The following is a 13,633-nucleotide window of genomic DNA, read 5'->3' as shown; positions in this document are numbered from 1 at the left end:
GATAGTAAAGCATTCATCAGCCTGGAGGAATGATCATGAGAAGAATGGCAGACGTCCTGTATGGAAATGGGAACAGCGAACGTTTACGTCAACTGTTGGTAACGGGTCGGACCTTTGCGATATTGTCTATCTGCTCCATGCTGTTTTTTGTGCTGCTTGGTTTGGGAGGCATGGCTCACAAGAAGACGGCAGCCTCGCCCGTTTCTTCTATGAAAGGTTTTGCAGCGGCCGTATCGAGCGGATTGTTTGCGGATATGCTAGAAATGGAGATTCCCGCTTTTGAGGGCCGGCAGACATCAAGCGGATCGTATTACGGAGTGCAGACCGCAGCGTTTTTGATGCGTTTACTGACGGATATTAATCCGAATGACCCCAGAAGTCTGGTCGCGGGAGAACTGCCAGGATTACGGGCCGATGAGGCATTTCTGCTGCGAAGCGGCTCAGGTACGGGAACGGGCACGGGTCCGAAGGATCATCCGCCGCTGCCCATCACACAAGCGCCGGAGGACGAGCCGGGAGGCAAGCCGAATCAAGATCCGCCAAGCGATCAGAATGTGCTGCCTGCACAACCGGATGATACGATATCCGAGCCTGAACCGTCAGATCAGGACACAGGAAAAGCGCCGGCTCAGGCAACAGGTGACCGGAAGATCGCATTTATCTATCATTCACATCCCCGCGAATCATGGTATCCGGTAGCCGGTAACGATCCGAATTCATCCGAGAAAAACATTACGCTTGTCGGCAAACGATTGGCGAAAAAGCTGGAGGAGGAAGGTGTCGGCGCACTGCATTCCGGAATCGACTACCCGACAGCGATAGATGGTTACCGGTGGGAGCTTTCCTATAAATACACGATGCAAACCGTGAAAGAAGCTATGGCGCAAAGCGACGATCTGCAGTTTTTCTTTGACCTTCATCGCGATTCGCAGCGTCGAAAACATACAACCGCAACGATCGGCGGCAAAGATTATGCGCAGGTGTTTTTTATTATCGGGCACCGCAATCCGGATTGGAAGCAGAACGAGAAATTCGCTACTAAAATTCATGAAGCGCTGGAAGCGAAATATCCGGGCATATCACGGGGAGTCTGGGGCAAAGATGCGGCAACCGGAAACGGGGAATACAATCAATCGCTTTCGCCGGACAGTGTGTTGATCGAGGTGGGCGGAGTGGATAATACACTCGAGGAATCCTACCGGACGGCGGATGCTTTGGCTGAAGTGATTGCGGAAATGTATTGGGACGCGGAAAAAGTGGACGGGAGAGCGGTTCAGCAATGAAAAGGAGGCGCAAGGCGATGAAGCGCGATTCGTTGAAATGGGCAGTCTTTGGCGGCGTGACGGTGTTTATGCTTTTATATGGCATTGAAGTCGCAACGACGGGGATCGAAACCGTATATGGTCCCGTTGGAGGTCAGCGGACGGCATCGGTAACGGAGCTGCTGCCGCAGGAGCTGCCGCAGACAATGGACGATCGGCAGCTGCCTGCAGCTCAGCCTCAAGCGGCTGTGCCGGGCGGTATGCCGGATATGATCCCGCAGTATGAGGAAGAACGCTACCCCTACATGAGAGAAAGGCTTCCCGGCATTTACGGCGAATATCACGGCGAGCCATCCGTCAACCGTGTCGCGGAACAAACGGCAGGATTGCTGCAATCGTTATCCAGCAGTGGAATTCGGCTGGTCGTATCGCTGTTTGAATCCGTAACGAATTAATCATGGACGATCAATGATTGATGGGCGACCCTCATACTGATATAATGAATGGAATGATTAGCATTATTGACAGGTGTGGGGGTTAGGCATGACAGACGTTCGTGACCGACAAAAGAAAATTCGTAATTTTTCAATCATTGCACATATCGACCATGGGAAATCCACGCTTGCGGACCGCATACTGGAATATACCGGCGCGCTCTCCAACCGCGAGATGCAGGAGCAGGTGCTCGATCAAATGGATTTGGAGAGGGAACGCGGCATCACAATCAAGCTGCAGGCGGTAAGGCTGTCTTATCGTGCGGATGACGGTGAAGAGTATCTTCTCAATTTGATTGATACGCCTGGGCATGTCGACTTTACGTATGAAGTATCGCGAAGCCTGGCGGCATGTGAAGGCGCACTGCTTGTCGTAGATGCGGCACAGGGGATCGAAGCGCAGACGCTTGCCAACGTTTACCTGGCGCTGGATAACAATTTGGAAATTTTGCCGGTGATCAACAAGATCGATCTGCCAAGCGCGGAGCCGGAACGGGTAAAACAAGAGATTGAAGATGTCATTGGCCTGGATGCAAGTGAGGCGGTTCACGCATCCGCAAAAGCCGGGATCGGGATAAAAGAAATACTCGAGCAGGTCGTAGCCAAGGTTCCTTCGCCGCAGGGCGATCCGGATCAACCGCTCAAAGCATTGATTTTTGATTCGCATTACGATGCCTACAAAGGCGTTATCGTATATGTACGGGTTGTAGACGGCAGCATTAAAGCCGGCAAAAAAATCCGTTTCATGGCGACAGGGGCCGAATTTGAGGTTATTGAGGTCGGCGCGTTCAAGCCGCGGATGACCGTTGTCGATGAGCTGGCTGTTGGAGATGTCGGCTTTGTCGTGGCCGGCATCAAGAACGTGAAGGACACGCGTGTCGGCGATACGATTACCGAAGCGAAGCGCCAGGCGCCGGAGCCGCTGCCGGGCTACCGCCGGATTAATCCGATGGTATTCTGCGGATTGTATCCGATCGAGACGCAGGATTACAACGACCTGCGTGAAGCGCTTGAGAAGCTGGAGCTTAATGACGCATCGCTGCGTTATGAGCCGGAAACATCCTCTGCGCTGGGCTTTGGATTCCGCTGCGGTTTCCTTGGGCTGCTGCACATGGAGATCATTCAAGAGCGGATCGAGCGCGAATTCAATATTCCGCTCATCACGACAGCGCCAAGCGTTATCTATCGCGTGACGCTGACAAACGGAGAAACGATCGAGATCGATAACCCTTCGAATTATCCGGAAGCGGGCAAGCTTGAATATGTCGAAGAGCCTTATGTCAAAGCTTCGATCATTGTTCCAAATGATTTTGTCGGCGCGATCATGGAGCTTTGCCAAGGCAAACGCGGTGAGTTCGTCAATATGGAATACCTGGATACGAACCGCGTTACGATTGTATATGATATTCCATTATCCGAAATCGTCTATGATTTCTTCGATCAGTTGAAATCGAGCACGAAGGGTTATGCTTCATTTGATTACGAGGTATCCGGTTACCGCAAATCCAATCTGGTGAAGATGGATATTATGCTCAACAACGAACAAGTCGATGCCTTGTCGGTTATCGTTCACCGTGACCGTGCGTATCAGCGCGGGCGGGTCATCTGCGAGAAGATGAAGGAACTGATTCCTCGCCAGATGTTTGAGGTTCCGGTGCAAGCTTCGATCGGCACAAAGGTCATCGCGCGCGAGACGGTTAAGGCGATGCGTAAAAACGTCCTTGCCAAGTGTTACGGGGGCGATATCAGCCGTAAGCGGAAGCTGCTTGAGAAGCAGAAGGAAGGCAAGAAACGAATGAAGCAGGTCGGCAGCGTGGAAGTGCCGCAGGAAGCGTTTATGGCGGTACTGAAAATAGATGATTAATAAAAGCGTGAGCAAGACCTTGGGGGAGAGCGAAGCTCTCCCCTCCTTGCATTCGCCAGTCAGAAGGAGGCATCAAGCCGTGAGACAACAATCGCCGCATGCGTTATATATTCATATCCCTTTTTGCACAAATAAGTGTCACTATTGCGACTTTAACTCGTTTGTCCTGAAGGGACAGCCGGTAGACGATTATTTGGATGCCCTGGAGAGAGAAATGACCGCGACGGCATCGCACATTAAGCCGGAGCGAATCGATACGGTATTTGTAGGCGGTGGAACACCGACTGTATTGACTCCGCCGCAGATGAAACGATTTTTGGCGGATGTGCGGCGCCATTTTCCGTTATCGGAGCAAGTGGAATTTACGATGGAGGCCAATCCCGGAACGACGGATCCGGAAAAGCTAGCAGTGATGCGGAAAGGCGGGGTCAATCGGATCAGCTTCGGCGTGCAATCCTTTGACAACAGCCTGCTGGAGCGGATTGGACGGATTCATGATGTGGATGATGTATACCGCAGCATTGAAAACGCCAGAGCGGCAGGATTCAACAATCTCTCGATCGACCTGATGTTCGGTCTGCCCGGCCAGACTGTAGAGACGCTGCAGGACAGTGTGGAAAGGGCGCTTGCTTTGGAGCTTCCCCATTATTCTCTCTATGGCTTGAAAGTCGAGGAAAACACATTGTTTCATACGATGTATGAGCGCAATGAGCTGCCACTGCCTTCCGAAGAGGATGAGCTGGAGATGTATTTGTTTATTATGAGTCAGCTTAAGCAGGCCGGGCGTCATCAATATGAGATCAGCAATTTTGCGCTTCCGGGCTTTGAGAGCCGGCACAACACGACCTACTGGCGCAATGAGCCCTATTACGGTTTGGGTGCGGGTGCCCACGGGTATTTAGATGGTAAGCGGCATGTCAATATCAAAGGGGTTCAGCCTTATATCGATGCGACACTTAGAGGATTGCCGCAGCTGGAGAGCCGGGACGTTCCGGCTGATGAGGCGATGGAGGACTTCATGATGGTCGGCTTGCGGCTGCTTGACGGCATTACTGAAACCGCGTTCCAGAAGCAGTTCCCGGGCCGTTCCATCCGTGAATGCTTTGGCCCAATCGTGAACCGGCTTGAACGGGAAGGCCTTCTTGAGGTCGTCGAAGCCGGCGAGCGCATCAAACTGACGGACAAAGGCGTACCGCTTGGCAACGAAGTATTTGGTTCATTTATAACGATCCCTGAATAAATCCTTTATTACATGTTATATAGGGCCCTTGGCGATGCTTCCCTAAATAATTTGCTCTTGAGCATTCATGCGTGATGTTGTATATTTATTCATATTATTATGAATTCATTTGCTTGTTCACATGGGAAAGGCAGCGACGGAGGGAGATTATGCAGACGACCTGTAGAAAGGCGACGTTAGAAGACGTCGATACTTTATATGAATTAATAAAAGGCTATGCGGAGAAAGGCATCATGCTGCCGCGTTCACGGGAGGTCCTCAGCAGGCAGATTGACACATTCTTCGTAGCCGAGCTGGCTGATGAGATTGTAGGCTGCGGCTCGCTCTGCAAGCTGGGAGCCGATCTAGTGGAAATTCGCTCGCTCGGGATATCCGAGGGACACAAAGGACAAGGCATCGGCAGCAAGCTCGTGGATTGCCTGCTTGATGAAGCAAAACGGCGCGATTTGCCGAAAGTGATGGCGCTCACCTATGAGGTTAATTTCTTCAAGAAAAACGGCTTTGAGGTGGTCGACAAAGAGATTTTCCCCGAGAAGGTATGGACCGATTGCGTCAACTGCGCCAAACAGCACTGCTGTGATGAAACTGCTGTACTCAAAATGCTGAACTGACTTGACAATCATCAAGTCGGTTTGGTATTTTTGTATTAATGATTAGCACTCGATGCTATTGAGTGCTAACGACAAGGAAGCTTTACCATTTTTCGCAAAGCGTCTAATGAGGACAGGAGGGGTTCGGATGTTGACAGAACGACAACGAATGATATTGAATGCGATCGTGGACGATTACATCCGCTCAGCCGAACCCATCGGTTCGCGCAGCATTTCAAAGCGGGGCGGGGTCGGATTCAGCCCGGCTACAATTCGCAATGAAATGGCGGATCTGGAGGAGCTTGGCTATCTGGAGCAGCCGCATACGTCGGCGGGCCGCGTGCCCTCGACTAAGGGATACCGTTATTACGTGGATCATCTGCTGAAGCTCGGTGAAGTAAGCGAGCAGGAGTTGAACCGGATGAGGGGATTCCTGGCGGATCAGATGAATCAGATGGAGCAAGTCATCCAGCATGCTGCGATGATTCTTTCGAATTTAACGAATTATACCTCGATTGTGCTCGGCCCGGAAATGTTCAGCAATTCATTAAAGCATTTTCAACTGGTGCCGCTCAATCAGGATACAGCTGTAGCCATTATTGTAACGAATACCGGACATGTGGAGAATCGTACCGTATCGATACCTGTAGGGATCGATATTTCAGAGATGGAGAAGATTACCCGGATCTTAAATACGAAGCTTGTAGGTGTACCGCTGTCACGGTTAAGATCGCGCCTGTATTCCGAGGTTGGCGAGGAGCTCGGCCGTTATGTCGAACATTGCGAACAGCTGATGGGCGCGTTGGACGAAGCGCTTGCCAGCGATAATGAACACCGTATGTTTCTTAGCGGCACAACAAATATGCTGACTCAACCGGAATTCAAGGATGTTGAGAAGGTGAAAACGCTTCTTGATCTGTTCGACGAGACGCCCACATTAATGAAGCTGGTCTCATCCCATCCTGACGGGATTCAAGTGCGAATCGGCACGGAGAACGATCATGAGGCTATTAACAACTGCAGCCTGATCACGGCAACGTATTCCTTTGAAGGCAAGTCGCTGGGTATGATCGGCATTTTAGGTCCAACGCGAATGGAATATGGGAAGGTCATCAGCCTGCTTGACGTGCTGTCCAAGGACATGACCGTGCTGCTCGGCAAGTGGTACAAGTAATTTGATCCCTTTTGGATTATGATAAGGAGGTGAAGCATTCGTGAGCGTAAACAACCAACCTACGGAGGAACAAACAGAAGAGATGAAATCGAATGAAACCGAAGCAGCTCAGCATCCCGATGAAGCTGTCCCGTCGACTGAGGCAGCTTCAGAGTCTAATAACGAGGCGCCAGTTGGAGATTTCGCTGAACAATCTATAGATGATCCCCGTCTCCTTGAGCTTAAGAAGGAAGCGGACGAAAACTACCAGCGTTATTTGCGCGTACAAGCGGATTTTGATAATTTCCGCCGCCGCACCCAGAAAGAGAAAGAGGAATTAGGGCAGTACGCTTCCATGAAGCTGATTACCCAACTCCTGCCTATTGTAGATAACTTTGAGCGTGCGCTTGCCGCAGCTAAAGGCAGTGAGGATAACAACTCCCTTTCTAAAGGGGTAGAAATGATTTTCCGGCAATTGGATCAAGTATTGGAGCAGGAAGGGCTTAAGCCGATGGAAACGGTCGGACAGCCGTTCAATCCGGAATATCACCAGGCCATTATGCAGGTCGAATCAGAAGAGCATGAAGAAGGCACGATTGTTGAGGAAGTCCAAAAAGGCTACATGCTGAAGGACAAAGTACTCAGGCCGGCAATGGTAAAGGTAAGCAGTTAACGTCCAGGTGAATGACCTGGACAATATATAGAGGACATGATTTGTAAATGTACAAGGAGGAGCTCAATCATGAGTAAAGTTATCGGCATTGACTTAGGAACAACGAACTCTTGCGTAGCGGTAATGGAAGGCGGCGAAGCCGTCGTTATTCCGAATCCGGAAGGTAACCGCACAACCCCTTCGGTTGTCGGCTTTAAGAAGGACGGAGAGCGCATTGTAGGTGAATCAGCAAAACGCCAAGCGATCACAAATCCAGACCGTACGGTTATCTCTATTAAACGTCATATGGGTACAAACCATAAAGAAAAAATCGACGATAAAGAATATTCCCCGCAAGAAATTTCGGCGATTATTTTACAAAAGCTGAAATCCGACGCGGAAGCGTATTTGGGGCAGCCAGTAACCCAAGCCGTTATTACGGTTCCGGCTTATTTCAATGACAGCCAGCGTCAAGCAACAAAGGATGCGGGCAAAATCGCAGGCCTTGAAGTACTGCGGATCGTGAACGAGCCGACAGCTGCTGCGCTTGCATACGGCCTTGAGAAATCCGAAGATCAAACGATTCTCGTGTATGACTTGGGCGGCGGTACCTTTGACGTATCGATTCTCGAGCTGGGCGACGGCTTCTTCGAAGTTAAAGCAACCAGCGGCGACAACAAGCTCGGCGGCGACGATTTTGACCAGGTCATTATCGATTATATGGTGAGCGAGTTCAAAAAAGAGCATGGAACTGATCTTTCCAAGGATAAAGCAGCTGTACAACGCTTGAAAGACGCTGCAGAGAAAGCGAAAAAGGAATTGTCGGGCGTATTGACAACTACAATTTCACTTCCGTTCATCACGATGGTAGACGGCGTTCCTCAGCATCTGGAGATGAACCTGACCCGCGCTAAATTCGAAGAGCTTGCCGCTCCGCTTGTTGAGCGCACGCTTGGACCGACTCGCCAAGCTTTGAGCGATTCCGGCTTGTCGACTAGCGAGATTGATAAAATTGTTCTTGTCGGCGGTTCCACTCGTATTCCTGCAGTACAGGAAGCGATCAAGAAATTGACCGGCAAAGAACCTCATAAAGGCGTTAACCCGGATGAAGTTGTTGCGCTTGGCGCAGCCGTTCAAGCAGGTGTCCTGACAGGCGATGTGAAGGATGTCGTATTACTCGACGTTACTCCATTGTCCCTCGGTATCGAGACTGCAGGCGGCGTATTCACAAAAATGATCGACCGCAATACAACGATTCCGACAAGCAAGTCCCAAGTGTATTCCACTTATGCGGACAACCAAACAAGCGTAGAAATTCACGTGCTGCAAGGGGAGCGCCAAATGGCGGCCGGCAATAAAACGCTCGGACGATTCATGCTCGGAGACATTCCTCCGGCGCCTCGCGGCATCCCGCAAATCGAAGTTACCTTCGATATCGATGCGAACGGGATTGTAAACGTCTCTGCACTGGATAAAGGCACAGGCAAAAGCCAAAAAATCACAATCACTTCTTCCAGCGGCTTGAGCGAAGAGGAAATCGAGCGCATGATGAAGGATGCGGAGCTTAACGCTGAGGAAGACCGCAAGCGTCGTGAGCTGGTTGAAGCAAAGAACAACGCAGACCAGCTGATCTACTCGGTTGATAAAACAATCAAAGATCTGGGCGATAAAGTTGATGCTGGTGAAATTGAAAAAGCCAACGCTGCCAAAGAAAAGCTGGTTAAAGCGCTCGAGAGTGACAATATCGAAGAAATCACGCCTGCAACCGAAGAGCTGACTGAAATCGTGCAGCAGCTTTCCGTGAAGCTGTATGAGCAAGCGGCCCAAGCAGAGCAAGCGGCTGAAGGCGCTGGCGAAGCTGGCGGCAGCAATAAAGGCAAAGACAATGTTGTCGATGCTGATTATGAGGTTGTTGACGACAAGAAATAAGCAGTGTAAAGATCGACCGGCATAAATCCGGTTCAATCAGCGAAAGGTCAAAGTCAGGCGCGGCTTGGCTTTGACCTTCGTTGTGCGTTTGGAAGCAGTTGAATTTCGGAACTACACGGGGGTGACTTGCGTGGCGGAGAAACGGGATTATTACGAAGTGCTGGGGGTCGGCAAGGATGCCTCGGATGATGATATTAAGAAATCATACCGGAAGTTAGCCCGTCAGTACCATCCGGACGTCAATAAGGCGGCGGATGCGGAACAGAAGTTCAAAGAAGTAAAAGAAGCTTATGATGTACTAAGCGATAATCAAAAACGCGCGACCTATGATCGTTATGGCCATGTCGATCCGAATCAAGGCTTCGGCGGCGGTGGCGGCGGAGCAGGTGACTTCGGCGGGTTTGGCGACATATTCGATATGTTTTTCGGCGGTGGCGGCGGACGGAGAGATCCAAATGCACCGCAGCGTGGTAACGATCTGCAGTACACGATGACCATTGAATTCAAGGAAGCGGTTTTCGGCAAAGAGACTGATATCCAAATTCCGCGGACGGAAACATGTGACACTTGTTCGGGCTCCGGCGCGAAGCCTGGTACGAAGCCGGAAACATGTACAATCTGTCATGGCAGCGGCCAGCAGGAAGTCGTGCAGAATACACCGTTCGGCCGGATCGTTAATCGCCGTGCATGTACCAATTGCAGCGGAACAGGAAAAGTCATTAAAGAAAAATGCGGAACCTGTCATGGCGCCGGCAAAGTAAAAAAACAGCGTAAAATTCATGTCCGTATTCCGGCTGGCGTAGATGAAGGGGCTCAAATCCGCCTCTCCGGCGAAGGTGAGTCCGGCGTGCGCGGCGGCCCTGCGGGAGATCTTTACATTGTTATCCGCGTGAAATCGCATGAGTTCTTTGAGCGTGACGGCGATGATATTTATTGCGAGGTTCCGCTTACCTTTGCGCAAGCGGCATTGGGCGATGAGATCGAAATCCCGACCCTGACGGAAAAGGTAAAGCTGAAAATTCCTGCTGGAACCCAGACGGGAACCTACTTCCGCTTAAAAGGAAAAGGTGTACCGCGGCTTCGTGGATATGGCCAAGGCGATCAGCATGTTAAAGTGACCGTTGTTACGCCGACGAAACTCAGCGACGAGCAAAAAGAACTGCTGCGCCAGTTCTCCGGCACAGAAGGGGAAGCTACGCCGCAGGAGCACCACGAAACGATCTTTGAGAAGATGAAAAAAGCGTTCCGGGGCGAATAATGTTTACAAACGGGCGGAGCATAATCCGCCCGTTTTTTGTTTATCCTATGATGCGAATGCACTCAATCGCACAAGGAGGAACTCTCTATGCACGATCGAAACAATTTGGACAATCAACATGGTGAGCTGCCGATTGCTAAAAACGAAGATGTGGAATATTCGGAGGAGTTAGCGGACAGGGACGATCGCATCGCACAGGAGCGGGCATCCGCTGCCGATGAGAGAGCAGAGTGTTAAGTATACCAGAGCGGAGGTGCCCGTCATGAACGGAATTGAGATAAGTGCTACGTTTCCGGCAAGTGAGAATGCACATGAAGCGGAGCATAAGCTGCAGGCGCTCAGAGTGACAGATGTAGCCGGTGGCGCCGACGGGATGTCGTTCACAGCTACCGTGGATGCTGAGCTCGTCGATCGCGCGCTGCATCTGATCAGACAGACCGGCGGCACGGCTGAAAGCTAGTTGGATCGTTAAGGATAAAGATATAGAAGAATGCTGCTATGGAGAGAAGGGAGATGGACACCTTTCTCTCTTTATTTTTTTGTGCATAAGGCGCTTCTGTTGTAGAATAGAGGGCATAGGTGTTGAACTTAAGGGGAGGCAAACGATTTTGAAATGGAATGAGATAACGATCTCAACTTCGGAACAGTCGATTGAGATGATTACTAACTTTTTACATGAAATGGATGCGGATGGTGTGTCCATCGAAGAGTCAGGCACATTGAACCGGCCAAGAGATACCTCGCTCGGACAATGGTACGAGCATCCGCTGAATGATATTCCGGAGGGACAAGCGGTTATTAAAGGCTATTTCCTTGAAGGCACTGCAGTTGAACCGTTAATCGAACAGTTAAGAATATCCATCGATCAGCTGCGGGAATTCGGCATTGAGCCGGGTGACTATGAAATTACAACGGCAATGGTCGACGAAGAGGATTGGGCAAATGCCTGGAAGCAGTATTTCAAGCCGCTTCGCGTATCTTCTAGACTGACAATCAAGCCGACTTGGGAGGACTACACCCCAGGGCCGGATGAGCGGATTATCGAGCTGGATCCCGGGATGGCCTTCGGCACAGGCACGCATCCGACGACAGCGTTATGCTTGAGGACGCTTGAGGCGGTGATCAAGGGCGGTGAAGAGGTCATTGACGTCGGGACGGGATCGGGCATTTTAGCGATTGGGGCGTGCCGCTTGGGTGCGAACCGCGTGCTTGCGCTTGATTTGGATCCGGTCGCGGTATCCAGTGCAGCAGAGAACACCCGTCTGAACGGGCTCGAAGACCAGATTCAGGTTCACCTCAGCGATTTGCTTGGCGTGCTGCGTTCTGACAGCTCCGCTGACAACGGGTCAGCCGGGCAGGCGCTGAATGTGACGGTGCCGGTTGATCTTGTTGTGGCCAACATTTTGGCGGAAATTATTTTGCTGTTCCTGGGCGATGTATATCAAGCGCTCAAACCAGGCGGCATCTACATCGCATCGGGTATTTATATGAACAAAGAAGAGGATGTGGAGCAAGGGCTGCTGGAGGCTGGCTTTGAAGTGGTAGACCGTTACCGCGAAGATAATTGGATCGCCTTTGTGGCGAGGAGGCCATAGGTAAAGCATGGAGTTTCTGGAGCGTTTTACATGGTATCCGTTGCAGGATCTGCCTTTCATTATCCTAGTGCTGATCATCGCCTTTGCGGTGCATGAATTTGCCCATGCCTACAGCGCTTATAAATTCGGTGATATGACGGCGTATAACGAAGGACGGGTCACGCTTAATCCGCGTGTCCATCTGGATGTGCTCGGTACGATTCTCATTCTGATTGCGGGATTTGGATGGGCGAAGCCGGTGCCGGTCAATCGTAATCGGTTCAAGCACCCGCGTTTAATGGGCATTGTCGTATCGGCAGTGGGGCCGCTAAGCAACCTGCTGCTTGCCGCTCTTGGAATTCTTACCGTATATATTCTTAATCAGGCAGGCTGGCTGTATGCAGGTAACCCTGGCGTAGCCCAGGCTGTCATTCACTTTTTGTGGTATTTAATCTTTATGAACTTGCTGCTTTTTATTTTCAATCTGATTCCGCTGCCGCCGCTTGACGGCTATCGGATCATTCAAGACCTGGCACCCCAGCGGGTGCGGATCAAGATGGATCAAAACGTGCAATGGGGCATGTTTGTTTTTCTGCTGATTGTCTTTATTCCACCGCTGCGCAGTGTGACGCTCGATCCGGTATTATCCTTATCGACACCGATTGCAAGCACGCTCCACAGCTTGTTTGAGCTGGTATTTGAACCGGTGGATTGGAATCAATTCTGGTTTGAGGTGTGGCGATAACGATCTGCTGTGCTGAGGAAAATGTTATAAAGTGTGGCGAATAGGGAATAAAACGTGTATGATGAAGTTTGGAACTTGGACGATGAGGTAAAAAAGATGCAGCGATACTTTATAACGCCGGAACAGTTCGGCGATGATAGAATTGTCATAAATGGAGACGACGCGCACCATCTGATCCGCGTGATGCGGATGAAAGCCGGCGATCAAATTATTGTCAGTGACGGGCAGGCGAGGGAGGCGCTAGCCAAGATTGTCGACATCCTCCCTGGCAGCGTCGAAGCTGAGATTGTGGAGCTTCGGGCGATGGCGCAGGAGGCGGCATGGCGGGTAACGATTGCACAGAGCCTGCCTAAGGGCGATAAGATGGAAACGGTCATTCAGAAGGGGACAGAGGTCGGCGCCGCCGCATTCATCCCGTTCCAATCGGAGCGAATGATCGTACAGTATGACGGCAAGAAGGAAGCGAAGCGGCTCGAGAGATGGGCGAAAATCGCCAAGGAAGCGGCCGAGCAAGCGCATCGAAGCATGATACCCGAGATCGCTCCGGTTCACAATTGGCGGCAATTATTAGAACAGATTCCGGCGTACGATTTAACATTGTTTTGTTACGAGAAGCAAGGCGGAACCGCAGGCAGCGGCATCAAGGACGCTATTGCGAAGTTTGCCGGACAGGCTGGAGGGAACCCGTGTCCGAAGGTTCTGCTCATTGTCGGCCCCGAAGGCGGCTTTACTGAGCGTGAAGCCGAGGAAGCACGCGCGCGCGGCGCAGTAATGGCCGGTCTGGGCAAGCGCATCCTGCGCACCGAAACCGCCGCACTGGTCGGACTGACTTGTTTAATGTACGAATCCGGAGAGATGGGAGGAGCTTGAAG

Annotated in this window: 14 protein-coding genes; all 14 read left to right on the top strand. The window is 51.2% G+C overall.

The features are described 5' to 3' along the window. Positions 1–35: 35 nt before the first annotated feature. The 14 genes from IEW11_RS14900 to IEW11_RS14835 all read left to right on the top strand — a co-directional run bounded on the left by IEW11_RS14900 (position 36) and on the right by IEW11_RS14835 (position 13,631). Complete coding sequence (locus IEW11_RS14900) at positions 36–1,283, top strand: stage II sporulation protein P (protein WP_188531848.1); 1,248 nt, start codon at positions 36–38, stop codon at positions 1,281–1,283. A 17-nt stretch (positions 1,284–1,300) separates the two neighbouring features. Beyond that, complete coding sequence (locus IEW11_RS14895; RefSeq protein ID WP_188531847.1) at positions 1,301–1,717, top strand: hypothetical protein; 417 nt, start codon at positions 1,301–1,303, stop codon at positions 1,715–1,717. Positions 1,718–1,805: 88 nt separating this feature from the next. Continuing rightward, on the top strand, positions 1,806–3,620 hold the full coding sequence (gene lepA, locus IEW11_RS14890) for a translation elongation factor 4 (RefSeq protein WP_188531846.1): 1,815 nt from the start codon (positions 1,806–1,808) through the stop codon (positions 3,618–3,620). 79 nt (positions 3,621–3,699) lie between these two features. Further along, positions 3,700–4,860 (top strand): radical SAM family heme chaperone HemW, encoded by a 1,161-nt coding sequence (gene hemW / locus IEW11_RS14885; RefSeq protein WP_229725306.1) that lies wholly within the window; start codon positions 3,700–3,702, stop codon positions 4,858–4,860. 149 nt (positions 4,861–5,009) lie between these two features. Then, positions 5,010–5,471: an N-acetyltransferase gene (locus IEW11_RS14880; RefSeq protein ID WP_188531844.1), complete on the top strand. Its 462-nt coding sequence runs from the start codon at positions 5,010–5,012 to the stop codon at positions 5,469–5,471. 127 nt (positions 5,472–5,598) lie between these two features. Then, positions 5,599–6,624, top strand: a complete 1,026-nt coding sequence (hrcA, locus tag IEW11_RS14875) for a heat-inducible transcriptional repressor HrcA (protein ID WP_188531843.1) — start codon at positions 5,599–5,601, stop codon at positions 6,622–6,624. Between the two features lie 40 nt (positions 6,625–6,664). Then, positions 6,665–7,276, top strand: coding sequence for a nucleotide exchange factor GrpE (grpE, locus tag IEW11_RS14870; RefSeq protein WP_229725304.1), 612 nt, complete (start codon positions 6,665–6,667; stop codon positions 7,274–7,276). Between the two features lie 69 nt (positions 7,277–7,345). Next, positions 7,346–9,184: a molecular chaperone DnaK gene (gene dnaK / locus IEW11_RS14865; RefSeq protein WP_188531842.1), complete on the top strand. Its 1,839-nt coding sequence runs from the start codon at positions 7,346–7,348 to the stop codon at positions 9,182–9,184. 130 nt (positions 9,185–9,314) lie between these two features. After that, positions 9,315–10,442 carry a molecular chaperone DnaJ gene (gene dnaJ / locus IEW11_RS14860; RefSeq protein ID WP_188531841.1) on the top strand — a complete coding sequence of 376 codons (1,128 nt, stop codon included), beginning with the start codon at positions 9,315–9,317 and terminating at the stop codon, positions 10,440–10,442. An 87-nt stretch (positions 10,443–10,529) separates the two neighbouring features. Next, complete coding sequence (locus IEW11_RS14855) at positions 10,530–10,679, top strand: YfhD family protein (RefSeq protein WP_188531840.1); 150 nt, start codon at positions 10,530–10,532, stop codon at positions 10,677–10,679. Between the two features lie 25 nt (positions 10,680–10,704). Continuing rightward, positions 10,705–10,902: a hypothetical protein gene (locus IEW11_RS14850; RefSeq protein ID WP_188531839.1), complete on the top strand. Its 198-nt coding sequence runs from the start codon at positions 10,705–10,707 to the stop codon at positions 10,900–10,902. A gap of 148 nt (positions 10,903–11,050) precedes the next feature. Further along, positions 11,051–12,037, top strand: a complete 987-nt coding sequence (gene prmA / locus IEW11_RS14845; protein WP_188531838.1) for a 50S ribosomal protein L11 methyltransferase — start codon at positions 11,051–11,053, stop codon at positions 12,035–12,037. A 7-nt stretch (positions 12,038–12,044) separates the two neighbouring features. Beyond that, positions 12,045–12,761 carry a site-2 protease family protein gene (locus IEW11_RS14840; RefSeq protein ID WP_188531837.1) on the top strand — a complete coding sequence of 239 codons (717 nt, stop codon included), beginning with the start codon at positions 12,045–12,047 and terminating at the stop codon, positions 12,759–12,761. Positions 12,762–12,857: 96 nt separating this feature from the next. Next, positions 12,858–13,631 carry a 16S rRNA (uracil(1498)-N(3))-methyltransferase gene (locus IEW11_RS14835; RefSeq protein ID WP_188531836.1) on the top strand — a complete coding sequence of 258 codons (774 nt, stop codon included), beginning with the start codon at positions 12,858–12,860 and terminating at the stop codon, positions 13,629–13,631. The last annotated feature ends 2 nt before the right edge of the window (positions 13,632–13,633 follow it).

The sequence above is a fragment of the Paenibacillus abyssi genome (genome assembly GCF_014640295.1).
Lineage (GTDB): Bacteria > Bacillota > Bacilli > Paenibacillales > Paenibacillaceae > Paenibacillus_D > Paenibacillus_D abyssi.
The sequence above is the reverse complement of the archived record's forward strand: the minus strand, read 5'-3'. Positions and strand labels throughout refer to the sequence as shown.